A 23,241-nucleotide genomic window follows, 5' to 3' on the forward strand; every position below is an offset into this window, starting at 1 on the left:
CAGGCGTGAAACAGGCACGGATCGGTAGAGGACAGGAAAACGGCTGAGGGACGTGGTGACGATGACCATATTGATCGCGTACGACGGTTCGGAGGACGCCAAGGCCGCGATCGCGTTCGCGGGCCCGCTGCTGAAGGGGCAGCGGGCCGTCGTGCTCACCGTGTGGGAGCGGGCGGTGGCGGTGCCGGTGGGGCTGATGATGCCGGTCGGGCAGTCGGCGCAGGAGGAGGAGGCGATGCGCGAGGCGATGGCGCGGCTGGCCGCCGAGGGTGCCGAGCTGGCCCGCCAGGCGGGGCTCGACGCGACGCCGCGGGCCGAGGTCCATCCGGCCGCCGTGTGGTCGTCGATCGTGGAGGTCGCCGACGAGCTCGACGCGACGCTGATCGTGACGGGTACGCGCGGGCTGGGCGGGCTGACGTCACTGCTGGTCGGCAGCACGGCCAACCGGGTGCTCCACCACGCCGACCGGCCCGTGCTGGTCGTGCCCGCCCCGAAGACCTGATGACCGGGCACGCTGATCGAGGTCACGGCCGGTTCAGTGACCCCGGCTGACAGGCGGCCACCAGCAGCCCCGGCACCCGTGCGGCCGGACCGGCGTGCATCCCACGGCGGCGGCGGGCCGCCGCGCGGTCACGGGGCCCGCACGGCGGACGGCGGATAGGTCCCGGGTGGTGGACAGCGGAGAGGTCCCGGATGGGGGGGGCGGCGGAGAGGCCCGGGTGAGGGACGGCGGAGGGGCCCGCCGGTCGCGGCCGTTGTTACGGCGGCCCGGCAGGCCTAGGCTGACCGCAGTCATCGACCGACCAGCCGGTATGGAGGCGCTGATGCCCGTCGAAACCGTCCGCGGCCCCGTCGAACTCGACCAACTCGGCGAGACGCTCATGCACGAGCACGTCTTCGTCCTGTCGCCGGAGCACATGGAGAGCTACGGCCGGGGCGCGTGGTGGGACGAGGAGGTCCGGGTCGCCGACGCCGTCGGCAAGCTGCGCGCCGCCGCGGCCAAGGGGGTGCGGACCATCGTGGACCCGACCGTGTGGGGTCTGGGCCGCTACATCCCCCGCATCCAGCGCGTCGCGGCCGAGGTGCCGGAGTTGAACATCATCGTGGCGACCGGCCTCTACTGCTTCGAGGAACTGCCGCACCAGTACGAGCATCGCGGCCCCGGCCTGCTGCTGGACATGCCGGAGCCGATGGTCGAGGACTTCGTGCGCGACCTGACCGAAGGAATCGGCGACACCGGGGTGAAAGCGGCGTTCCTGAAGTGCGTGGTCGAGGAGAAGGGCCTGGTTCCCGGCGTCGAGCGCATCTGCCGGGCCGTCGCGCAGGCCCACCTGCGCACCGGCGCGCCGATCACCGTGCACACCAACTCCTTCGCCGGCACCGGGCCGCTCGCGCTCGACCTCTTCGCCAAGGAGGGCGTCGACCTGACCAAGGTCGTCGTCGGGCACGCGGGCGACTCCAACGACCTCGACTACCTCATGCGGATGGCCGACACCGGGGCCACGCTCGGCATGGACCGGTTCGGCCTCGACATCTACAACCCGACGGCCCAGCGGGTGGCCACCATCGCCGCCCTGTGCGAGCGGGGCTACGCCGACCGGATGGTGCTCAGCCACGACACCGCCTGCTTCATGGACTACTTCGGCGGCGCATGGGAGCAGGCCCGCGGCGCGGTGGCCCCTAACTGGCGATACGATCACATTCACGATGACGTCGTGGCCGCACTTCTCCATTCCGGCGTGACGCGGGAGCAGATCGGGCAGATGCTGGTGTTCAACCCGAGACGCTACTTTGCGTAAAGTGGTGACATCGGTCAAGCAATGCGGGTAGGTGGAGCTGGGTGACTTCGGAGCAAGCCTTGTCGATCAGCATGGGGCTCCAGGGCTCCTGTGTCATCACAAGGCTCACGGGGGAGTTCGATTTCGCGTCGGCCGCGGAGGTGCGCGACCGCGTGACCAAGGCCCTCGACCTCACCCAGCCGCCGCTACTCGTCATCGACATGCAGGCCGTGAGCGTCTGCGACTCCTCGGGACTGTCGGTCCTGGTCTACCTGCACAAGGCGGTCACCGCCTCCGGCGGGCGGTTGCTGCTGTCCGGGCTCAACGGCCGGTGCAAGCACCTGTTCGCGATCACGGCCCTCGACAAGTTCTTCGACATCCGCACCACGGCCGAGCTCGCCATCGCGGAGCTCAACGAGACGGGGGACGCGCCGCCGTTCGCGGGGTAGCCGGCCCGCACATGTGTTGACCCGGTTGCCTTCGTGATGGTTAATCGAAGGGGCTCAGGCTGCTTTCGACGGGGGAAGCGGCCACTCGCCACGCTGGGGGTTCCATGCGCACTCGCCTGTCCGCCCTGCTCTTATCGGCCGCGGTCACGGCCACGACCCTGGCCGCGGCCTCTCCGGCCGCCCACGCCACGGTGACCACCGGCACGTCCGTGGCCGCCGCCGGCGTCCAGGCGACGGCCACTGCCGCACGCCCGAAACTCATCCGCACGAAGATCTACTTCGGCCGTTGCAAGGACACCTGCCGGATCAAGGTTCGCATCAAGAACGTCTCTGGCAAGCGGCTCTACGACGTCACCCTGAACGCCCGCCTGGAGATCAACAACCGCAAGGCCGGGTCGTGCTACGACTACGTCGGCAGCATCCGCCCCCGAGCCACCCGGTGGGCCGGCTGCACGGTCCGCTCCGGCACACTCGCCAAACTGTGGAACCGCTGGCTGGACGGAGAGATCCGCTGGGACCGGGAGGCCCGTACGGTCGTCGCCTACGAGTACTACGGCTGACCGCCGCCTGCCTGCGCGGGGAACGCGGCACCCGAAGGCGGGGACCCGGTGGCGGAGACCCGGTGGCGGGGACCCGGTGGCGGGGAGGGAGCCAGGGGTCCGAGCCTGGCTCGGCCCCCGGCGGGTCAGGAAGTGATCAGCAGGGCCAGGCCGATGAGTACCACGATCGGCACCACCCAGACCACGGCCTCGGCAGCGAACTCCTTGTACATCGGTCGATCTCCCTTGTCACGCCCATGGGGCGGCGTACACGTCACTGCGCAGCATAGCCCGCCCGCCCACGTCCCCGATCCAACCCACGACCTCTCAGCACCACGACCTCTCAGCACCACGACCTCTCAGCACCACCGCGTCAGCCCGTCGCCGTGTCGCCCTTGCCGTTTCCGCGCTCGCCGCATCCCCGGACACGTCGCGCAGTCCGGTCGGCGCGGGCATCACCACCTGCGGGCGCCCCCGGAACGCGGCTTCACCGCCGGTGGTCCTCGGCGCGGAGCCGGTTCAGCGCGATCCGCTTGCCCAGGCCGGCCAGTGACTCATCCGCCATCAGCGCGGCCAGCGACGGCGCGTCCGCGTCCACCCGCTCCAGCACCTCACGATGGCCGCCGTTGAACCGGCTCCACGCCCGCACCACCTCCGGCATGGCGGCGACGGCCTCCTCCGACAGGATGGCCTCCCGCGGCAGCCACGCCGTGAGGAACTGGGACACCCTCGCAGGACTCCACCACAACGGACGATCCCCTACGAACTCGACGAGTTTCTCGAACGCCTCCGCCGCTCCCGGCAGGTCGGGCAACTCCCGGAAGCTGGAGACCGTGCCATCCGGCGCGGACCGCACGGCATGCGGCACGGCAAGCGCCCGGCCCAGCGCGAACGGCCGCACCGACGGAAACGTGTCGGCGACCATCGCACCCATGACGCGTTCGGTCAGCTCGAACGCGTCGAGCATCCGCCCGGCCACCACGCCCGGCTCGGCGGGCTCGAGCCGCAGGTCGTCCAGGAATCTCGGCTCATCGACCAGCGCGTCCACCGCCAGGCCGCCGTTGACCTGGTCGATGCCCACGACGAGGACGTGCGGCTCCTTGCCGTTGGGGTAGCCGAAGCGCAACGCGGCGAGAGTCTGCAGCCCGTAGCGGTCGGCCTTGCCGTACCTGGCCCCCTCGCACGTCACCCGGCCCATGCGAGCCACCCACTCGGGTGACGCCCGCACCGCCGCCCGCCCCGCCTCGATCCACGCGACGACGTCCGCGGCCGTGCCCACCCGACCAGCGGCGGCCGGCACCTCCCCTGCTTCCGCCCCGACCCCGCCGCCTCCCGCCAGGGCACCCGCCTCGACCGTGAAACCGCCACCCGCGGCGTCCTCGTCCAGGCCGCCGGCGTCCACCGCGGTATCGCCACCTGCGGCACCCTCGTCCGGCCCGCCGGCTTTCACCGTGGGACCGCCACCTGCGGCGCTCGCGCGCGGAGCGCCGGCCTTCGCCGCGGATGGCTCGGCCGCGTCGTCGAGTCCCGCGTCGTCGAGTCCCGCGTCGCCGAAGTGCCCGCCATCCTCCGGACGACCGTCGCCGGCCTTTCGGCCCGCGTCTTCGCCGGGACGTCCACCGGAGCCGTACCGCGCGAGGGGAGCACCGTCCACGCCGAGCAGGGCGGCAAGGGTCAGCCGCGCCTCCGCCGTGTCCGTGGCGATGAGCTCGCGGACGAACTCGGCCGCGCCGCCCTGCTCCAACCCCGCGGCGAGTCCGGCCGCCCAGAGCTCGGTGCGCAGCGGTGAACGCCACCTGAGCAGGTCACGGGCCTGTGCGATCGCCATGGTAAACGTCGAAGTGCTCACCCTCCGACCGTATCGCTCGCGGCACCCCGCCACGGTCCTGGTGCGACGCGGCCTCGGGCCGCCCGGAAAGGGCTGCGCGAGGCCGCGTGAGGTGGCCGCCGGAGGTCAGCGGGTGTTGCCGGGGTCGGCCAGGCCCGCCTTGCGAAGGGCTTCGGCCATGGCGCCCGAAGGGGCGGGGCGGTCCTGACGCTGGCCGCCGCGCTGGCCGCCCTGACCGGTGCCGCGCTGCCCGCCGGTGCCGCGGCCACGCTGGCCGTTGTCGCCGCCGCGCTGCCCGCCGTCGCCCCGGCCGCGCTGGCCCGCGTCGCCGTGGCCGCGCTGGGCGCCCTGCCCGGTGCCGCCGTCGCCCCGGGCGCCGTCGCCGCGGCTTCGCTGGGCGTTGTCGCGGCCCTGGCGGGGGCCGCCGCCGCGCTGGCCGCGCCCGTCGGCGGAGGACTGGGCCGCCTCGTCGTCCAGGCGCAGGGTCAGGGAGATGCGCTTGCGCGGGATGTCCACGTCGAGAACCTTGACCCGGACGATGTCGCCCGGCTTCACCACGTCGCGCGGGTCCTTGACGAAGGTGCGCGACATGGCGGAGACGTGAACCAGACCGTCCTGGTGAACGCCGACGTCCACGAACGCGCCGAACGCCGCTACGTTGGTGACCACGCCTTCGAGGATCATCCCGGACGCCAGGTCGGAGATCTTCTCGACGCCCTCCTTGAAGGTGGCGGTCTTGAAGGCCGGCCGCGGGTCGCGTCCGGGCTTCTCGAGCTCGCGGAGGATGTCGGTGACCGTCGGCAGGCCGAACGTGTCGTCGGTGAACTCCTGCGGCTTGATGGAGCGCAGCACCGCCGTGTTGCCGATCAACATCTTGAGGTCGGTCCGGACCGAGCCGAGGATGCGCCGGACCACCGGATAGGCCTCGGGGTGCACACTGGACGCGTCGAGCGGGTCGTCGCCGTCGCGGATGCGCAGGAAACCCGCGCACTGCTCGAACGCCTTCGGCCCCAGCCGGGACACCTCCTTGAGCGCGGTGCGGGTCCGGAACGGGCCGTTGGAGTCGCGGTGCCGCACGATGCTCTCCGCCAGCGTGGCGCCGATGCCGGACACGCGCGTGAGCAGCGGCGCGGATGCGGTGTTGACGTCGACGCCGACGGCGTTGACGCAGTCCTCCACCACCGCGTCGAGCGAGCGGGACAGCTTGGTCTCGGCCAGGTCGTGCTGGTACTGGCCGACGCCGATGGACTTGGGATCGATCTTGACCAGCTCGGCCAGCGGGTCCTGCAGCCGGCGGGCGATCGACACCGCACCCCGCAGGGACACGTCCAGCTCGGGAAGCTCCTGGGAGGCGTACGCGGAGGCGGAGTAGACCGACGCGCCGGCTTCCGAGACCACGATCTTGGTGAGTGACGGCATGTGCTTGACCAGCTCACCCGCCAGCTTGTCGGTCTCGCGGGAGGCGGTGCCGTTGCCGATCGCGATCAGCTCGACGCCGTGCTTCTGCGCCAGGGCGCCGAGCACCGCCAGCGACTGGTCCCACTGCCGCTTGGGCTCGTGCGGGTAGATGGTGGCCGTGTCGACCACCTTGCCCGTGGCGTCGACGACGGCCACCTTCACGCCGGTGCGCAGGCCGGGGTCGAGCCCCATGGTGACGCGCGTGCCCGCCGGGGCGGCCAGCAGCAGGTCGCGGAGGTTGGCGGCGAACACCCGCACCGCCTCGTCCTCCGCCGCCTGCCACAGCCGCATCCGAAGGTCGATGCCCAGGTGGACGAGGATGCGCGTGCGCCAGGCCCAGCGGACCGTCTCACTCAGCCAGCGGTCGGCCGGCCGGCCCTGGTCGGAGACGCCGAACCGGGAGGCGATGCGCATCTCGTAGTCGGGGCTGTCGTCCGGCTCGAGCGTGACGCTGAGGATCTCCTCCTTCTCGCCCCGGAACATCGCCAGGATCCGGTGCGAGGGCAGCTTGGTGAACGGCTCGGCGAAGTCGAAGTAGTCGGAGAACTTCGCGCCGGCCTCCTCCTTGCCCTCGCGGACCTTGGCGACCAGCCGCCCGCGCTCCCACAGCTGCTCGCGCAGCCCGCCGATCAGGTCGGCGTCCTCGGCGAACCGCTCGATGAGGATCGCCCTGGCCCCCTCCAGCGCCGCCCCGGCGTCGGCGACCCCCTCGGTGACGAACCCCTCCGCCTCCGCGGCCGGGTCCAGCGTCGGGTCGGCGAGCAGCCGGTCGGCGAGCGGCTCGAGGCCGAGCTCGCGGGCGATCTGCGCCTTGGTGCGCCGCTTGGGCTTGTAGGGCAGGTAGATGTCCTCGAGGCGGGCCTTGGTCTCGGCCGCCATGATCTGGGCGCGCAGCTCGTCGTCGAGCTTGCCCTGGGACTCGATCGACTCCAGGATCGCCGAGCGGCGCTCCTCGAGCTCGCGAAGGTAGCGCAGCCTCTCCTCGAGTGTGCGCAGCTGCGCGTCGTCGAGGGCTCCGGTGGCCTCCTTGCGGTATCGGGCGATGAACGGCACCGTGGCGCCGCCGTCGAGCAGCTCGATGGCCGCGAGCACCTGCCCGTCGCGTACGCCGAGCTCCGCGGCGATCCGCTGGTGAATAGAGAGCACTTGCCTGCCTTTCGATGGTCCCGCCGGTCAATTGTGCAGGACCGAGCCGTTCTTCATGACCAGAGTCCGCGACGGGTGAACGCGCTTCCCCGCGGCGGGCCCGACACCGCGGACGGGGCGGGTGCGGGCGGGAGCGTCGCTCATGCCGAGAACCCTAGAGCCAGGCACCGACGATTTCCGGCCCCCGACCGGGCTCGACCGGGGTTTCTTCGCCTGCCCGGATGCCCCCGGCAGCACTATCAGGGCACATGTCCTGCAATGCTCCCGGGCGGGAGGGTCAGATGTCGTCGAGGTGCGAGACGTTCGCCCGGTCGGCCTCGTCCGTGCTCGGCCGGCCGGCCAGCCAGGCGTCGAGGATCTCGTCGAGCAGCACGTCGGAGGTGAGCCGCAGGCTGAGCGCAAGGACGTTCGCGTCGTTCCACCGGCGCGCGCCGTCGGCGGTGTAGGCGTCGACGCACAGGGCGGCCCGCACCCCGGGCACCTTGTTGGCCGCGATGGACGCGCCGGTGCCGGTCCAGCAGCACACCACGGCCTGGTCGGCCCTGCCCTCGCTCACATCACGCGCCGCCGCCTCCGAGGCCCATGCCCAGTCGTCGCGCTCCCCGTCGTTCAGCGCGCCGTGCGTGATCACCTGGTGCCCCCGGTCGCGCAGCCCCGCGACGACCCGCCGGGCCACCCCGTCGAGGCTGTCGGCTGCAACGGCGATTCTCATGTTCCACGTCTACCAGGAACGGCGCGGCCGCGTCCTGCCGTGGTCACGGGTGGGGTGCGTCCTGGGGCGGCAGGCAGGGGGAGGTGGCGGCGAGGTAGAGATTGTCACCCTCGGCCCACGCCAGGGCGAGGACGAAACCGTCCGGGTTGCTGGTACCGGTGATGCTGGGGTGACCCGTTTCGAAGCCGCCGGTGGACGTTATCGCGTGTCCTTGTGCCTCCCAGTGGTCGTGCACCTGCCGAGCGGCTGTGACGATGCCCTCGCCGGGAAGGCCCCGAAGCCAATATTTGCGATTGATGGAGAAACGCTCTGGTATGCCGTCTTCGGACCAAGCGCACGGGTTGGGCGGAGTCGAATAAGGAATGAGCTCGAGCTCTGCCGGTGGTGTCAGGGCCGCGGCCGTCTGGCGGATGAGTCGTTCGACCCGTTCGAGGGCTTGGACATGGGTGACGGTCTCTTGCGTCGGTTGTTCGGGCATGCAGGCGCTCACGGTCATGATCAGGGCAATGGTGCGTGCGAATCTAGTGAGAGGCATTGCCGATATTTTCGTTCTGGCCGAATTGTGGCATGAGGAGTTGTGGCAGAGGTGACAAGGCGGGCGGGTTTTCCAGCTCCTGATATTGCTCGTTGACTATACGGCCGAGATTGCGGAGCGAGGCGGAATCGACATCCCAGTACGACGAGTGGGCGTTCTGGAGGAGGTTGCGGCCTACGGGGAAGGGGCGGGCGCCGAAGGTGGGGCTGCCGGGGTCGCGGCCGAAGTGGCCGAGCTTGGCGACCGGGTCGTTGCGGTCCTCGCCGACCCAGACGCGGTCGGCGGGCAGGCCGAGGTCCTTGGCGTGGTCGACACCGACGCCGGGGCTGCCCACGAAGACGAGCTCGTCCGCCAGGCGGCCCGGGCGCAGGAGGGCGGCCTGGCCGGTGACGAGGGAGCCGTAGCTGTGGCCGAGGACGACGTGCCTGCCCGGTCCGGTGCGGGCGGCGGCGAGGCCGTCGGCGAAGGCGGCGAGCTCGGTGGCGCCGCGCCGGGCCGGGGCGTCGCCGATGACGGAGGCGCCCGGGGTGAGGGTGCCGGAGATCTGGGGCGGGTCGTAGCCGAGCCAGGCGATGGAGGCGATGGTGCGCGAGCCGGCCGTGGCCTGGGCCTGCTGCCACAGGACGCGGGCGCGGTCGATGTCGCCGGCGAAGGCGCTCAGGCGGGTGTTCAGGCCGGGCACGTAGGTGACGGTGACGGCGGCCGTGTCGGGGTCGCCCCAGGAGACGGCGAGCCGGCCGGTGCCGGTGAGGTCGAAGGAGAGCAGGTAGGCCGGGGGATGGCCGGACACGCCTCCGAGGGCGAGGGCGCGTTCGATCATGGCGATGTTCCTGAGGAGGCGGACCGCCTCGTCCTGGGCGAGCAGTGCCGCGGGCACCGCCAGGTGACGCAGGTCGGCGGTGATGGAGGCGAGCGCGCCGGGGCCGTACAGGCGCGACAGCTCGGCGGTGAGCCGGGCCTTCTCGGTGGCGAGCAGGTGGCGGTTGGCCTGGTCGCGCACGGCGGCGGGCAGGCCGTTGAGCGCGCCGAAGCCCGGCAGGGTGACGAGGCGCCGCCGGACGCCGTCGGGCAGGCGCCGCCACCAGGAGGCGACCTGGGCGGGCACGGCGGCGTCGCGCAGGGCGAGGAACTGGGCGAGGGCCGCCTGGTCGCCCGTGGCCAGGCGGGCCAGGAGGGCGTCGCGGGAGACCGCGTACGTGCCGAAGAGGTCGTGGGCGGCCACCCCGGCGGGGATCCAGCGGGCCGAGCCCCGGATGCGGGCCAGGCGGCGGCGCAGATCGGGGCACTGGGCGGCGGTCCACTCGGCGGCGCGCAGGACGGTCCAGGCGGGGGAGAGCGGCAGGCCGAGCGCCGCCAGTTCGGCGCGCAGCCGGTGGCCGGCCGTGCCGAGCCGGTCGGCGGCGGCTTCGAGGGCGGCGATCAGGGCCGTCATGGCGCCGGTGTCGATGCCGCGGAAGGGACCGTGGGTGGCCGGGGCCGTCGGCACCTGGGTGGACGTGGACGGGGGCGGGGGCGGCGGGGCGCCCAGGCGGGCCGCCGCCTGCGCGAGGGAGGCCAGGGCCAGGGCGAGCGCCGACTGCAGGGAGCCTCGATGGGTGGCCAGCCCGGCCGCGAAGTGCGGCGCGCCGCCGCCGACCCAGGCGTGCGCCACCATGAGCCGGGTCGGGGTGTCGAGGTCGGTGTGGTGCTCGGCGGCGAGCAGGGCGACCCTGCGGAAAGCCTCGCCGGCGGACGGCGCTCGCATGGAGGTCTCGCCTGCAGGGGACGCCGTCACAGGCGTCCCGCCCGCCGGCGACGCCACGTCCCGCCGCCCCGGTGCCGTCGGTATGTTCCGCCGTCCCCGTGCCGTCGGCACGTCCTCCCGTCCAGGTGCCGTCGGTACGCCCCGCCGTCCAGGTGCCATAGGCAGGGCTGTGGGCAGGGCCGGCGGTGAGCCGGCAGGCCGCGCTGACGGCCATGGCGCGCGGGCGTCCGTCCGGCGCGGCCGGTCTCGTGGGCTCCTGCCGTGCGGGGTGCCTGGTGGAGTTCGGGCATGGCGGGATCAGGGTCTCAGCCTGGGGCGAGATCGTGCGGTGAAACGGGACTTCGCGGCGATAAGTCGCTTCGGTCCTCATGCCGACTGGCGAAAGCCGGTGGCATGTGCTTGGTTGTGTCGCCATATGAAGATTGATTTAGGGGATGTTGCCGCTCTTGCCCGGGGATGTGCCGTGTTGGGCACCGGGGGCGGAGGAGACGTGCGTACGGGCGCGCTGGCGGCGCGCAGGGCGATCGAGGAGTACGGGGCGGTGCCGCTCGTCCGGCCACGGGATCTGGCCGCCGACGCGCTGATCGTGCCGCTGTCCGGCATCGGGGCGCCCACCGTCAGCCACGAGATGATCCACGGCGAGGAGGAGCCACGGCGGATCGCCGAGGAGATCGAACGGATCTTCGGCCGGCCGCCGGACGTGGTCATGTCCTCGGAGATCGGCGGCGCGAACGGCGTGGCGCCCGTCGCCTGGGCCGCGCAGCTCGGCCTGCCGCTGCTGGACGCCGACGGGATGGGCCGGGCGTTCCCCGAGGTGCAGATGGTCTCGATGTACGTGGCGGGGCTGCCGGCCGACCTCGTGATCATGGCCGACGTGGCCGGGAACGTGGTGACCATCCGACCGGTGGACGGCCTGTGGTCGGAGCGGCTGGCCCGGGCCGTGTGCGTCGCGGCCGGCTCGCACGCGCTGATGGCCGACTACGTGCTCACCGCCGGGCGGGCGAGGGGCGCGCTGATCGAGGGGACGGTGTCGCGGGCGCTGGCCGTCGGGCGGGCCACCGAAGGCCCGGCCCCGCTCCGCGCGTTGCGGGACGAGCTGGGCGCCGTCCAGCTGATCAGCGGCAAGCTGACCGACGTGGAGCGGCGCACCACCGGCGGGTTCGTCAGGGGCACGGCCACGATCGAGGGCACCGGCGACGACCGGGGCCGGCGGCTCACCCTGGAGCTGCAGAACGAGAACCTGGTGGCGGTCGAGGACGGCCGGGTCCGAGCCATGGTGCCCGACCTCATCACCGTGGTCGACACCGAGACCGCCGCCGCGATCCAGACCGAGGCACTGCGCTACGGCCAGCGGGTCACGGTGCTGGCCTGGCCGTGCGACCCGCTCTGGCGCACGCCGGAGGGGCTCCGTACGGCGGGCCCCCGGGCGTTCGGCTACGACCTGGACTACGTGCCCGTCGAGGAGCTGACGAAGTGATCGAGGAAGCGCTGCGTGTCGGCATCGACGTCGGCGGCACGAACACCGACGCCGTCGTGCTGGACGCCGCCGACCGGGTGGTCGCCAAGGCCAAGCGGCCGACCACGCCGGACGTGACCGAGGGCCTGCGGGCCGCGCTGGACGCCGTCCTCGCCGAGGCGGGCGCCGCGGCGCCGGACGTGAGACGGGTCATGCTCGGCACCACCCACGCCACCAACGCCGTCCTGGAACGCCGCAACCTCGGCCGGGTCGCGGTGCTCCGGCTCGGCGCGCCCGCCACCACGTCCGTGCCGCCGCTGTGCGGCTGGCCCGCCGACCTGCGCGAGGCCGTCTGCGCCGGGCAGACCGTGGTGGCCGGTGGGCACTACGTGGACGGGCGCGAGATCGGCCCGCTCGACCGGGACGCGATCCGCCGCTTCCTGGACGGGGTGGCGGCCGACGCCGTCGCGGTGACCGGCGTGTTCAGCCCGGCGGACGGCGGCCACGAGCGGGAGGTGGCGGAGCTGGTCGGGCGGGAGTACGGGCTGCCCGTGTCGCTCAGCCACGAGGTCGGCTCGCTCGGGCTGCTCGAACGCGAGAACGCGACCGTGCTCAACGCCGCCCTGTACGGCGTGGCCGCCCACGTCGTCGAGGCGCTGACCGCGGCGCTGGCCGGGCGCGGGCTGGCCGCCAGGCCGTACCTCGCCCAGAACGACGGCACGCTCATGACGGTGGAGCACGCGGCGCGGCTGCCGGTGGCGACCATCGGCTCCGGGCCGGCGAACTCCCTGCGCGGCGCCGCGTTCCTGTCCGGTGTGGCCGAGGCGATCGTGGCCGACGTGGGCGGGACGTCCACGGACCTCGGCGTGCTGGTGGGCGGGTTCCCCCGGGAGTCGGCGGCGGCGGTGGAGATCGGCGGCGTGCTGACCAACTTCCGCATGCCGGACATCCTGGCCATCGCGCTGGGCGGCGGCAGCGTGGTCCGCGAGCACGGCGTGGGGCCCGACTCGGTGGGATACCGGATCACCGAGGAGGCGCTGGTGTTCGGCGGCGGCACGGTGACCATGACCGACGCGGCGGTGGCCGCCGGCCGCGTCCCTCCGGGCCTGGCGGACCGGCGGGAGGCGCTCCGGCGGGACGACCTGATGCGGGCGGCCGTGGCGCGCGCCGACGAGATGGTCGCCGACGCCGTGGACCGGATGGCGCTCGGCCGCGGCGACCGGCCGCTGGTCGCGGTCGGCGGCGGGGCGTTCCTGCTGGCGCCGCGGATCCCCGGTGCGAGCCGCGTCGTCCGCCCCGACCACGCCGAGGTGGCCAACGCCGTGGGCGCCGCCATCGCGCTGGCGAGCGGCAGAGTGGATACGATCTTGCCTGCGGGCGAAAGCCGGTCAAAGGCGATCGAAAGGGCCAAGGAGGAGGCCGCGGCGCGAGCCGTCGCCGCGGGTGCCGACGCAGCGCAGGTCGAGATCGTCGACCTCGTCGAGGTGCCGCTGAGCTATCTCTCCGAGCCCGCCGTGCGGGTACACGTCAAGGCCGCCGGACCTCTCGCCCGGTGACGACATCGAAAGGACCCTCATCCATGCGCTGGCACAAGCGACTGCTCGTCGCCGGAGTCGCCGGCGCCGTGGCCATGGCCGCATCCGCGTGCGCGGGCGGTCAGGTACGCGGCGCCGGCGGGACTCCCCAGCCGAGCACCTCCACCGGCCCGTCGGCGGCGGCCCAGGCCAACGACGCCACCTTCGTCTACGCCCCGAACCTGGACGTGGTCACCGACTGGGACCCGGCGAGCTCGTACTCCAACGAGATCATCGCCATGGCCAACATCTACGAGGGGCTCACGCGCTACAACGCCGAGGCCGGCAAGCCGGAGCCGCGCCTGGCCACCGAGTGGTCCTCGGCGGACGACGGCAAGGAGTGGACGTTCAAGCTGCGCCAGGGCGTGAAGTTCCACACCGGGGCGCCCATGGACGCCGAGGCGGCCAAGAAGGCCATCGAGCGCACCATCAAGGTCAACGCCGGGGCCGCCTACATCTGGGGCTCGGTCAAGACGATCGAGGCCGTGGACCCCGCGACGCTGAAGTTCACGCTCAAGTACGCCGCCCCGCTCGACCTCGTGGCCTCCTCCGGGTACGCGGCCCACATCTACGACACGTCCGTGGCCGACGAGCTCAAGGACGGGGCCAAGGACGCCGGCACCGGCCCGTACACGATCGACACGTGGCAGAAGGGCAAGGAGACCGAGCTCACGCTGAAGGCGTTCGAGGGCTACTGGGGCGGCTGGAAGCCCGAGCAGTACAAGAAGGTGAGCTTCCGCGTCACACCGGAGATCACCACCGCCTGGCAGCTGCTGCAGAAGGGCGAGGTGAACTTCGTCCCCCGGCTGAACCCGCAGCTGTTCGAGCAGGCCGGCATGACCGAGGGCGTGCGCACCGCGCAGCAGCCGTCCTTCCAGAACCTGCTGCTGCTGCCCAACACCGCGTCCGGACCGATGAAGGACGTCAAGGTGCGCCAGGCGCTGCAGCTCGCCATCGACTACGACGGCCTGGTCGCGGCGCTGAAGGGCGCCGGGACGAAGGCCTCCGGCCTGGTGCCGAAGGGGCTGCTCGGCCACGTCGCCGGCATGGAGCCGCGGCAGGACCTCGCCCGGGCGCAGGAGCTGCTGAACGCGGCCGGTTACGGCCCCGACCTGGAGGAGCTCAAGCTCACCCTCACCTACGCCCAGGGCGACGAGGACCAGAAGCTGCTCGTCACGCTCCTCAGCTCGACGCTCAAGAAGCTGAACGTGACGCTGCAGGCCAAGCCGATGGCGTGGAACGCCCAGTGGGACCTCGGCAAGAAGCAGGGCCAGGACATCTTCGTCATGTACTGGTATCCGGACTACCCGGACGCCTACTCGTGGTTCCTCAACGTCTTCAAGAGCGCGGACAAGCCGCAGTTCAACCTCTCCTACCTGAAGAACCCCGCCGTCGACCGGGCCATCGACGCCCTGCCGCAGCTCACGGCCACCGACGCGCTGGCCGCCGACGCGGCGTACGCCGGGCTGCAGAAGAAGATCCTCCAGGAGGAGGCCGCGGTGGCGGTGCCGTACGTGCAGACCTACCAGCGCGCGCTGTCGGCCGGCGTGGAGGGGTACGCCGACAACCCGGCCTATCCCAACGTGGTCTTCTTCTACGACCTCAAGCCCGCCGGCTGAGGTCGTGCCGCGTTACGTGGCCCGCCGGCTCGGCCAGGCGCTCCTGGTCGTGGCCGGCGTGGTGGGGCTGACGTTCGTCATCATGCGGATGGTGCCGGGCGACCCCGCGGTGGCGTTCGCCGGGCCGAAGGCCACGCCCCGGCAGCTCGCCGAGGCGCGGGAGCGGTTCGGGCTGGACGACCCGCTGCCGGCCCAGCTCTGGAACTACGTCAGGGACCTGGTGACCGGCGACTGGGGCACCAGCCTGCGCACCCGGCAGCCCGTGCTCGACGACCTGTACGTGGCGTTCCCGGCCTCACTGGAACTGGTGGGCGCGGCGCTGCTCGTCGCGGTGGTGGTCGGCATCCCGGTCGGGATACTCGCCGCCCGCTATAAGCGGAAATTTCCGGATATTGGGGTGCGGGTGACGAGCATGCTGGCCGTCTCCGTCCCGGTGTTCTGGCTCGCCCTGGCCCTGCAGACGGTCTTCGCCGGCCATCTCGACCTGCTGCCGGTCGCCGGGGAGTACGACGCCGCGCTCGACACCACGAGCCCGCTCACGCTCTGGACCAACATCACCGTCGTGGACGCCCTCATCACCGGCAACTGGCCCATCTTCACCAGCACCCTGGAGCACCTGGTGCTGCCCACCCTCGTCGTGGCCGCGTACCCGACCGGGGTGATCGCGCAGATGACCCGCGCGGCGCTGATCGAGGAGTCGGGGCAGGACCACGCGCGCATGGAGCGGGCGCTCGGCTTCGGCGAGACGGCCGTCCTGACCAGGTTCGCGCTGCGGCCGGCGCTCAACCCCCTGCTGTCGCTCATCGCCCTGGTCTTCGCCTACGCGATCGTCAACGGCTTCCTGGTGGAGGCGGTCTTCAACTGGCCGGGCCTCGGCCGGTACGCCGTCGAGTCGATCCGCCACCTGGACACACCGGCGATCGCGGGCGTCACGCTGCTGGTGGCGCTCGTGTACGTGCTCGCCAACCTGCTGGTGGACCTCGCGCAGGGCGTGGTGGACCCGAGGGCGAGGCCGCGGTGAGGGGGGCCGTGGTGAGGTGGGGCCGCGGTGCGGGGGCCCCGGCGCGGGACCGGCCGGCCGTGCTCGGCGCGGCGCTCCTCGCGGTGATCGTGCTGGCGGCCGTCCTCGCGCCCTGGCTCGCGCCGTACCCGGCCGACGAGCCCGACCCGGTCAACGCGCTGCTGCCGCCGAGCGCCGCGCACTGGTTCGGCACCGACAGCGCGGGCCGCGACGTGCTCACCCGGGTCCTGTACGGCGGGCGGACGTCGCTGGTCATCGCCGTGGCCGTGCTCGGGGTCGCGGCGACCGTCGGCGTGCTGCTCGGCGTGGTCGCCGGATACGCCGGAGGCTGGGTCCGTGACGTGATCATGCGGGTGACGGACGTGTTCCTGGCGTTCCCGGCGCTGCTGCTGTCGCTGGCGCTGGCCGTGGTGCTCCAGCCCGGCGTCACCACCGTGATCGTGGCCCTCGCGGTCACCTGGTGGCCGTGGTACGCCCGCCTGGCCGCCTCCGTCGCCGCCTCGGTCGCCACCCGCCCCTACGTGGACGCCGCCCGCTGCCTGGGCGTCCCGGCGCCGCTGATCGTGCTGCGGCACGTCCTGCCGAACTCCCTCACCCCCGTGCTGGTCCAGCTCTCCCAGGACGCGGGCGGGGTGATCCTGACCGCGGCGGCCCTGTCGTACCTGGGGCTGGGCGCGCAGGAGCCGACGGCGGAGTGGGGGCTGATGGTGCAGCAGAGCCAGACCCTGTTCACCACGAACTGGTGGGTCGTCACCTTCCCCGGGCTGGCGATCATGCTCACGGCGTTCGCGTCCAACCTCGTCGGCGAGGGGCTGCGCGACGCGCTCGATCCGCGCAGGGTGGTGGTCAGGTGATCGAGGTACGTGACCTGCGGGTGAGCTACGGCGGCCGCACCGCCGCCCGCGTCCCCGAGCTGGACGTGCGCGCGGGGGAGTGCGTGGCCATCGTGGGGGAGAGCGGATCGGGGAAGTCGACCACCCTGCTGTCGCTGCTGGGCCTGGCCGAGGGCGCCCACGTGTCGGGCGAGGTCCGGGTCTGCGGGGTGGACGTGCTGCGCGCGCCGGAGCGGCGGCTGCGCGAGCTGCGCGGCGCGCGCGTGGCGCTGGTCATGCAGGCGCCGCAGGCCGCGCTCAGCCCCACCACCCGCCTCGGCGTGCTCATGCGGCGCGCCCTCCGGCTGCACGGCGTCGACGCGCCGGACCGCGCGGCGCGGGAGGCGATGGCGGCCGTCATGCTGGACCCTGAGCTGCTGCGCCGCTACCCGCACGAGATCTCCGGCGGGCAGGCGCAGCGCTTCGCCATCGCGCTGGCCATCGCGCTCGGCGCCGGGGTCGTCCTCGCCGACGAGCCGACCAGCGCCCTCGACGTGACCGTGCAGGCCGAGGTGATGGGCGTGCTGCGCCGGCTGCGCGAGGAGCGCGACCTCGCGCTGCTTCTCGTCTCGCACGACCTCGCCCTGGTCTCCACCATCGCCGACCGGGTGCTCGTCATGAAGGACGGCGAGGTGGTCGAGACCGGCCCGGCGGCCGAGGTGCTGGCGCGGCCGTCCCATCCGTACACGCGCGAACTGCTGGAGGCGCTGCCGTGACCACGCTGCTGCGGGCAGAGGGGGTGACATTGGGGTACGGCCGCACGCCCGTGGTCCACGACGTCACCCTCGACATCACCGAGGGCGGCGTCGGCCTGATCGGGGAGAGCGGGTCGGGCAAGACCACGCTGGCGCGTGCGTTCCTCGGCCTCCTCACCCCCATGTCCGGAACCATCTGGTACGGCGACCAGAACCTGAAAAAAGCGGATATGAGGCGGTTCCGGCGAGACGTTCAGCCCGTCTTCCAGGGCGAGGCCCTCGACCCCCGCATGCGCGTCGGCGCGTCGATCGCCGAGGCCCTTCCCCGGGCCGCCCGCGATCGCGTGCCCGGCCTGCTCCAGCAGGTCGGCCTGGACCCCGAGCTGGCCGGCCGCAGGCCGCACCAGCTCTCCGGCGGCCAGCGCCAGCGCGTGGTGATCGCCAGGGCGCTGGCGGCCGGCCCCCGGCTGCTCGTCCTCGACGAGCCCACGAGCGCCCTCGACATGACCGTGCAGGCGAAGATCCTGGACCTGCTCGCCCGGCTCGGCACCGGACGGCTGCTCATCACCCACGACCTGGCGGTGGTCGGCCGGCTCTGCCGCACGTCGTACGTGCTGTTCGCGGGCCGGGTGGTCGAGTCGGGTCCCACGGCGGAGCTGCTGGACGCGCCCGCGCACCCGTACACGCGGGCGCTGCGGGACGCGGTGCCCAGGCTCGGCGGGGAGCCGCCCCGGGTCGCGGCCCGCCCGGAGCCGTCGGCGGTCGGCGAGCCCGGCGGCTGCCCGTTCCGCTCGCGCTGCCCGCTGGCCGTGGCGGAGTGCGGGCGGACGCCCGCGCTCAGGGAGATCGAGGGCCGGCGGGTGGCCTGCCACCGGGCCGAGGAGGTCCTCCGGGGCCGCTGAGCGTCACAGGGCCTTCAGGCCGCTGATCACCTCCAGCAGCACGCTGGCGGACGGGGCGGGCGGCGGCAGCTCCACCTGCACGAGCTGCTGCTGGTGCAGGTCGCCGACCAGCACCCGGACCACGCCGATGGGCAGGTTGAGCTCGGCCGCCACGTCGACGAGCCGGGTGGGGGTCGTGCACTTCTGCAGGATGATCAGGTGCTCGGGGCCGAGTCCGACGGGCGGGGTGAGGCCGCCGGCCGTGATGATCACCGCGATGAGGTCGATGGCCTCGCTCGCGGGCACCGTACGGCCCTTGGTCAGCAGGTAGGCCGGGACGATCGGACCGGCGTCCTCGTCCAGCCAGCGCTCGTCACTCACCCTGCACCACCCGCATCGGACGGACAGGTTCCTTCGGGCGCTCCTCCGGCTCGGCCGGCGGATCGCTCACGTGTTCTGCCGGGATCAGCACGATGGCGGTGGTCCCTCCATATGGTGAACCGCGCAGTGTCACGCGGATGTCATGCCTGGCGGCCAGGCGGGAAACGACGAAAAGGCCGAGCCGATCACTGTCGGCCAGGTCGAACTCCGGTGGGCTGGCCAGCCGTTCGTTCAGGCCGGCCAGCTCCTCGGCGCCTATCCCGAGACCGCGGTCCTCGACCTCGAAGGCGAAGCCGCGGGCCGTCACCTCCCCGCGCACCTGCACCGGGGTGTGCGGCGGCGAGTAGACGGTGGCGTTCTCGATCAGCTCGGCTATCAGGTGTATCACGTCACCGACGACCGGTCCGGCCAGACGCTGGGCCGGCATCGGCTCGACGATGACCCGCTGGTAGTCCTCGACCTCGGCCGAGGCGCCCCGGGCCACGTCCAGCATCGGCACCGGCTTGCTCCACCCGCGGCCCGGCGTGGCGCCCGACAGGATGATCAGGCCCTCCGCGTGGCGGCGCATGCGGGTGGTCAGGTGGTCCAGCCGGAACAGGTCGTCCAGGGCGTCCGGGTCGGTGGCCCGGTGCTGCATGTCCTCCAGCTGGATGCGCTGGCGGTGCAGCAGGGTCTGGCTGCGGCGCGCCAGGTTGCGGAAGACGTGGCCGACGCCGTCGCGCAGCTGCGCCTGGCCGACCGCGGCCTCCACGGCCGTCTGCTGGACGGTGGAGAAGGCCTGCCCCACGTCGCCGATCTCGGCGGTGGTGGTGGCCACGGAGAGCTCGGGCATCTCGACCGTCTCCCCCCGGCGCAGCTTCTCCACGACCTGCGGCAGCCGCTTCGTGGCCACCTCCAGCGCCGCCTCGCGCAGCGCCCCCAGCTCCTTCGACAGCCGGGTGCCCATCCGCAGCGAGAACGCGATCGACACGATCACCAGCACGAAACAGGTGCCGGCCAGCAGGAACGCCCGCCACAGGACGGCGTCGGCCACCGGCTCGGCCCGCTCGGTGAGCAGTGCCCCGGCCTGCGTCTGCGCGTCCTGGAACGACGTGCTGAACGCCTCGCTGGCGCTCAGCCAGGACCGCGGGGCGCCGCCCGCGATGATCTGGTCCTCCATGAGCCGCAGCCGCTGGTAGCCGGGTGAGGTGACCAGCGACACCTGGACCTCGCGCAGCCCCGGGTCCAGCTCGCCCAGCGCCTGGTCGATGAGGAAGCGCCGGTTGCCGACGAGCTGGGTGAACAGGCGGCGCTCGGCGGCCGTGGTCGGCCCCGCGGCGATGGCCTGCTCCCGGCTCAGCAGCTCCCGGGCGTACCCCAGGTCGATGACGACGCGCGACTGCTCGTACAGCGGGATGTCGTCGATGAACGCCACCCGCTTGTGCAGGCCGAACAGCGCGTCGGTGATCGCGTTGTACGCCTCGATCACCTGCAGCCGGCCGGACAGGCCCGTGTCGATGTCACCCCTGATCGCGTCCAGCCGCTGCACCTGCGTCAGCACCACATCCACCTGCGTGCGGATCGCCTCCGAGGTGTGCATCGAACGGGCGGACAGCTGCCGGAACCGCTCGTCGGCCGCGTCGGTGCGGGCGCGCTGGGCGGCGAGCTCCTGCACGACGGCGGTGCTCTTGCCGCGCAGCAGCTTCACCGAGGCCAGCCGCTCGCGCTGAAGCTCGGCGGTGAGCTGGTCGGCGGGGTGCCGGAGGTTCGTCCAGAGCGTCTTGTACTGCCGCAGCTCCAAGCTCTCGCTCGCCGTGACGGCGGTGATGACACCCCACAACACCACCATCGAGGCGAGCGGGACCAGCAGCAGGCCGATGATCTTCAGGCGGATCGTGCGGCTGCGACCCATGGCACCTCTTCCGGTCGGTCCCCTGCTGGTGAACCCCGGACGGGACAACGCACGAGAATAGCAATTCGATCTCTGGAAGTCCTAATTTTTCGGGACTTTTGGGTTTGTGGCGTTGATCATCTAGTAGGTTTCCGGGCGTACGTCCATCACCGAGGGAGACAGCGTTGCGCCGTCGACTCGCAGCGGCCGCCGCCCTGCTGCTCTCCCTCGTCGCGTGCACGGCCCCCGCCCAGGTGCGGCAGGCGCCCCGCGGCGAGTCGGCGTTCGTCATCGTGCAGAACCTCGACGTCGTCACCGACTGGGACCCCGCCACCTCCTACTCCAACGAGATCATCGCCTTCCAGAACGTCTACGAGACACTCACCCTCTGGAACCCCGTGACCGGCAAGGCCGCCCCCCGGCTGGCCACGTCCTGGCGGACGTCCGCCGACGGCCGGTCCTGGACGTTCACCCTCCGCCCCGGCGTGACCTTCCACACCGGCAGGCCCCTCGACGCGTCGGCCGTCAAGGCGTCGATCGAGCGCACGATGAAGGTCGGCGGCGGCGCCGCCTACATCTGGGACGCCGTCTCCCGCATCCGGGCCGACGACCCCGTCACCGTCACCTTCTCGCTGAAGTACGCCGTCCCGCTCGACCTCGTCGCCTCGGCCGGCTACGCCGCCTACATCTACGACACCCAGGCGGCCGCCGACCTGCGCGGCTGGTTCCGGGGCGGCAGGGACGCCGGCTCCGGGCCGTACACGGTGGCGTCCTGGCGCAAGGGCAAGGAGGACGAGCTCACCCTCAAGGCGTACGACGGCTACTGGGGCGGCTGGGCCGGCCCGCACTACCGCACGGTCAAGTACCGCGTCGTGCCCGACCCCGACCGGGCCTGGCGGATGCTGCTGCGCGGCGAGGCCGGGTTCGTGGAGCGCCTCAACCCCCGCCTGTACGCGCGGGCCAGGGCGACACCGGGCGTCCGCACCTCGCAGCGGCCGTCGTTCCAGGTCGCGATGTTGCTGTTCAACACCGCGAACGGGCCGATGGCCGACGTGCGGGTGCGGCGCGCGGTGCAGAAGGCCGTCGACTACCGCGGCGTCGTCCGCCTGCTCAAGGGCGCCGTCTCACCCGCCAGCGGCATCGTGCCCGAGGGGCTGGTCGGGCACGTTCCCGACCGGGTGCCCGGACAGGACCTCGCGGGCGCCCGGCGGCTCCTCCAGCGGGCCGGGTACGGCCCCGGCGGCCGGCCGCTGCGCCTCAGCCTCACCTACGCCGAGGGCGACACCGACCAGCGGCTGCTCGTCAACCGGCTGGCCATGGCGCTCAAGCCGCTCAACGTCACGCTGACGCCCCGGGCCATGCCGTGGACCGCCCAGTGGGACCTGGGCAAGAAACGCGGCCAGGACATCTTCGTCATGTACTGGTGGCCCGACTACGCCGACGGCTACTCCTACTTCGGAAACGTCTTCCGCAGCCAGGACCCGACCGTCTTCAACCTGACCTACCTCCACGACCCCGCCACCGACGAGCTCATCGACACGCTGCCCCAGCTGACCGTCAGGGACCGGACCGCCGCCCAGCGCGCCTTCGCCGAGGCGACCGACCGCGTGCTCGACCGGCACGCCGCCGCGGCGCTGCCCTGGGTGGTCAACTACCAGCGGGCCTACCTCGGCGGCGTCCAGGGCTACGAGGACAACCCGGCCTACCCGGACGTGGTCTTCGTCTACGGGTTGCGGCCCTCCGGCTGACGGCCCTCCGACCGGCGGCCCTCCACGCGCTCGCGCAGCCGTACCCTGATCTCCTCAGGGGTGTAGGCGCGGCGGCGGCGCTCCGCCCGCGCGATCGCCACACCCGTCGCCGCGACCCCCGCGACCCCCGCCAGCCCGAGTATCTTCCACCAACGCATGTGCCTAGGCTAGCGAGCGTGCTGACTCTCGATGAGGCCGTCGAACTGACCCGGACCGGCGATCTGTGGGTGTTCCGCGGGCGCTCCGTGCCCGACCGCGCGATCCAGACGATGACCAACAGCCCGGTCAACCACGTGGGCATGGCCATCGTCGTCGACGACCTGCCGCCGATGATGTGGCACGCCGAGCTGGGCAGATCGCTGCTCGACCTGTGGTCGGGCACCCACCGGCGCGGGGTGCAGCTGCACGACCTGCGCGACGCCGTGACGGTGTGGGCCAACCGCTACGGCCAGCGCGCCTGGCTGCGCCAGCTCGAACCCCAGGCCACCGCCGAGATGGAGGACGCCGCGCTGCGCACGGTCGCCCGGCTGGACGGCACCCCGTTCCCCAGCACGGCCCGCCTGGCCGCCCGCTGGGCGCGCGGCCGCGTCCCCAGGCCGCGGTTCCCGCGGTGGCGGCCGCGCACCGACCCGGGGCCCACCGGGGAGCAGCACGCCGGGGAGGGGCGCACCGAGGCACGGCGGCTCAGGCAGGGGCGCACCGAGGCGCGGCGCACCGAGGCGCGGCGCATCGAGGAACGCGCGCTGGAGAGCGCCTACTGCGCCGAGGTCGTCGCGCTCACCTACGAGGAGATGGGGCTGCTGCCCACCGGGCGCCGCCCCCACTGGTACGACCCGGGCAGGTTCTGGAGCGGCGACTCCCTCGACCTGCTCGGCGACCACAAGCTCGGCAACGAGATCACCGTGGGAGTGGAGCGCTCCGGCCCGGTGGCGTGA

The 23,241-nt window shown here is 72.7% G+C and carries 21 protein-coding genes; 13 read left to right on the plus strand and 8 right to left on the minus strand.

Going from position 1 to position 23,241, the window contains the following annotated elements:
- The first annotated feature begins 61 nt into the window (after positions 1-61).
- The 4 genes from CXR44_RS17875 (at position 62) to CXR44_RS17890 (ending at position 2,787) form a co-directional block, all read left to right on the plus strand.
- Positions 62-502, plus strand: coding sequence for a universal stress protein (locus tag CXR44_RS17875; protein ID WP_101787360.1), 441 nt, complete (start codon positions 62-64; stop codon positions 500-502).
- A gap of 322 nt (positions 503-824) precedes the next feature.
- On the plus strand, positions 825-1,799 hold the full coding sequence (locus CXR44_RS17880; protein WP_101787361.1) for a phosphotriesterase family protein: 975 nt from the start codon (positions 825-827) through the stop codon (positions 1,797-1,799).
- Positions 1,800-1,870: 71 nt separating this feature from the next.
- On the plus strand, positions 1,871-2,227 hold the full coding sequence (locus CXR44_RS17885; protein ID WP_245899256.1) for an STAS domain-containing protein: 357 nt from the start codon (positions 1,871-1,873) through the stop codon (positions 2,225-2,227).
- A gap of 104 nt (positions 2,228-2,331) precedes the next feature.
- Positions 2,332-2,787 (plus strand): hypothetical protein, encoded by a 456-nt coding sequence (locus CXR44_RS17890; protein WP_101787199.1) that lies wholly within the window; start codon positions 2,332-2,334, stop codon positions 2,785-2,787.
- Between the two features lie 466 nt (positions 2,788-3,253).
- On the opposite strand, the gene CXR44_RS17895 is transcribed toward CXR44_RS17890, so the two are convergent.
- From CXR44_RS17895 to CXR44_RS17915, 5 genes are all read right to left on the minus strand, one after another.
- On the minus strand, positions 3,254-4,615 hold the full coding sequence (locus CXR44_RS17895; protein WP_219601863.1) for a hypothetical protein: 1,362 nt from the start codon (positions 4,613-4,615) through the stop codon (positions 3,254-3,256).
- Between the two features lie 105 nt (positions 4,616-4,720).
- Positions 4,721-7,198: a Tex family protein gene (locus CXR44_RS17900; protein WP_101787201.1), complete on the minus strand. Its 2,478-nt coding sequence runs from the start codon at positions 7,196-7,198 to the stop codon at positions 4,721-4,723.
- 277 nt (positions 7,199-7,475) lie between these two features.
- Positions 7,476-7,910 (minus strand): RpiB/LacA/LacB family sugar-phosphate isomerase, encoded by a 435-nt coding sequence (locus CXR44_RS17905; protein ID WP_101787202.1) that lies wholly within the window; start codon positions 7,908-7,910, stop codon positions 7,476-7,478.
- 43 nt (positions 7,911-7,953) lie between these two features.
- Positions 7,954-8,406, minus strand: coding sequence for a hypothetical protein (locus tag CXR44_RS17910; RefSeq protein WP_144069994.1), 453 nt, complete (start codon positions 8,404-8,406; stop codon positions 7,954-7,956).
- A 25-nt stretch (positions 8,407-8,431) separates the two neighbouring features.
- Positions 8,432-10,189: an alpha/beta hydrolase gene (locus CXR44_RS17915; RefSeq protein ID WP_101787204.1), complete on the minus strand. Its 1,758-nt coding sequence runs from the start codon at positions 10,187-10,189 to the stop codon at positions 8,432-8,434.
- A 415-nt stretch (positions 10,190-10,604) separates the two neighbouring features.
- On the opposite strand from CXR44_RS17915, the gene CXR44_RS17920 reads away from it, so the two are divergent.
- From CXR44_RS17920 to CXR44_RS17950, 7 genes are read left to right on the plus strand one after another with little or no spacing between them, the layout of a single operon-like run.
- Entirely contained in the window at positions 10,605-11,666 is a 1,062-nt protein-coding gene (locus CXR44_RS17920) for an S-methyl thiohydantoin desulfurase family protein (RefSeq protein ID WP_101787205.1), read from the plus strand.
- Positions 11,663-13,201 (plus strand): hydantoinase/oxoprolinase N-terminal domain-containing protein, encoded by a 1,539-nt coding sequence (locus tag CXR44_RS17925; protein ID WP_180903523.1) that lies wholly within the window; start codon positions 11,663-11,665, stop codon positions 13,199-13,201. Before CXR44_RS17920 ends, CXR44_RS17925 begins: the two co-directional genes overlap by 4 nt.
- A gap of 23 nt (positions 13,202-13,224) precedes the next feature.
- The gene (locus tag CXR44_RS17930; protein ID WP_101787206.1) at positions 13,225-14,838 is read left to right on the plus strand and encodes an ABC transporter substrate-binding protein; all 1,614 of its coding nucleotides are present in this window, start codon (positions 13,225-13,227) and stop codon (positions 14,836-14,838) included.
- Between the two features lie 4 nt (positions 14,839-14,842).
- Positions 14,843-15,859, plus strand: a complete 1,017-nt coding sequence (locus tag CXR44_RS17935; RefSeq protein WP_101787207.1) for an ABC transporter permease — start codon at positions 14,843-14,845, stop codon at positions 15,857-15,859.
- 11 nt (positions 15,860-15,870) lie between these two features.
- Complete coding sequence (locus CXR44_RS17940) at positions 15,871-16,713, plus strand: ABC transporter permease (RefSeq protein WP_245899238.1); 843 nt, start codon at positions 15,871-15,873, stop codon at positions 16,711-16,713.
- Positions 16,710-17,447, plus strand: a complete 738-nt coding sequence (locus CXR44_RS17945; RefSeq protein WP_101787209.1) for an ATP-binding cassette domain-containing protein — start codon at positions 16,710-16,712, stop codon at positions 17,445-17,447. Before CXR44_RS17940 ends, CXR44_RS17945 begins: the two co-directional genes overlap by 4 nt.
- Positions 17,444-18,328 (plus strand): ABC transporter ATP-binding protein, encoded by an 885-nt coding sequence (locus CXR44_RS17950; protein ID WP_101787210.1) that lies wholly within the window; start codon positions 17,444-17,446, stop codon positions 18,326-18,328. The genes CXR44_RS17945 and CXR44_RS17950 overlap by 4 nt, the downstream gene beginning before the upstream one ends.
- 3 nt (positions 18,329-18,331) lie before the next feature.
- Here CXR44_RS17950 and CXR44_RS17955 read toward each other — a convergent pair whose 3' ends face one another.
- Together CXR44_RS17955 and CXR44_RS17960 are read right to left on the minus strand one after the other, a co-directional pair.
- Positions 18,332-18,688, minus strand: coding sequence for a DUF742 domain-containing protein (locus tag CXR44_RS17955; RefSeq protein ID WP_101787211.1), 357 nt, complete (start codon positions 18,686-18,688; stop codon positions 18,332-18,334).
- Positions 18,681-20,579, minus strand: coding sequence for a sensor histidine kinase (locus CXR44_RS17960; RefSeq protein ID WP_245899239.1), 1,899 nt, complete (start codon positions 20,577-20,579; stop codon positions 18,681-18,683). Before CXR44_RS17960 ends, CXR44_RS17955 begins: the two co-directional genes overlap by 8 nt.
- Positions 20,580-20,743: 164 nt before the next feature.
- Here CXR44_RS17960 and CXR44_RS17965 point away from each other — a divergent pair, with 164 nt between their 5' ends.
- A complete protein-coding gene (locus tag CXR44_RS17965) occupies positions 20,744-22,306 on the plus strand; it encodes an ABC transporter substrate-binding protein (protein ID WP_101787212.1) in 1,563 nt (520 codons plus the stop codon).
- On the opposite strand, the gene CXR44_RS17970 is transcribed toward CXR44_RS17965, so the two are convergent.
- Complete coding sequence (locus CXR44_RS17970) at positions 22,282-22,464, minus strand: hypothetical protein (RefSeq protein WP_101787213.1); 183 nt, start codon at positions 22,462-22,464, stop codon at positions 22,282-22,284. The two genes, CXR44_RS17965 and CXR44_RS17970, sit on opposite strands and share 25 nt — an antisense overlap.
- Before the next feature lie 21 nt (positions 22,465-22,485).
- Here CXR44_RS17970 and CXR44_RS40970 point away from each other — a divergent pair, with 21 nt between their 5' ends.
- Positions 22,486-23,241, plus strand: a complete 756-nt coding sequence (locus tag CXR44_RS40970; RefSeq protein WP_245899257.1) for a hypothetical protein — start codon at positions 22,486-22,488, stop codon at positions 23,239-23,241.

Source organism: Nonomuraea indica, from assembly GCF_002850745.1.
GTDB classification, from domain to species: Bacteria; Actinomycetota; Actinomycetes; order Streptosporangiales; family Streptosporangiaceae; genus Nonomuraea; species Nonomuraea indica.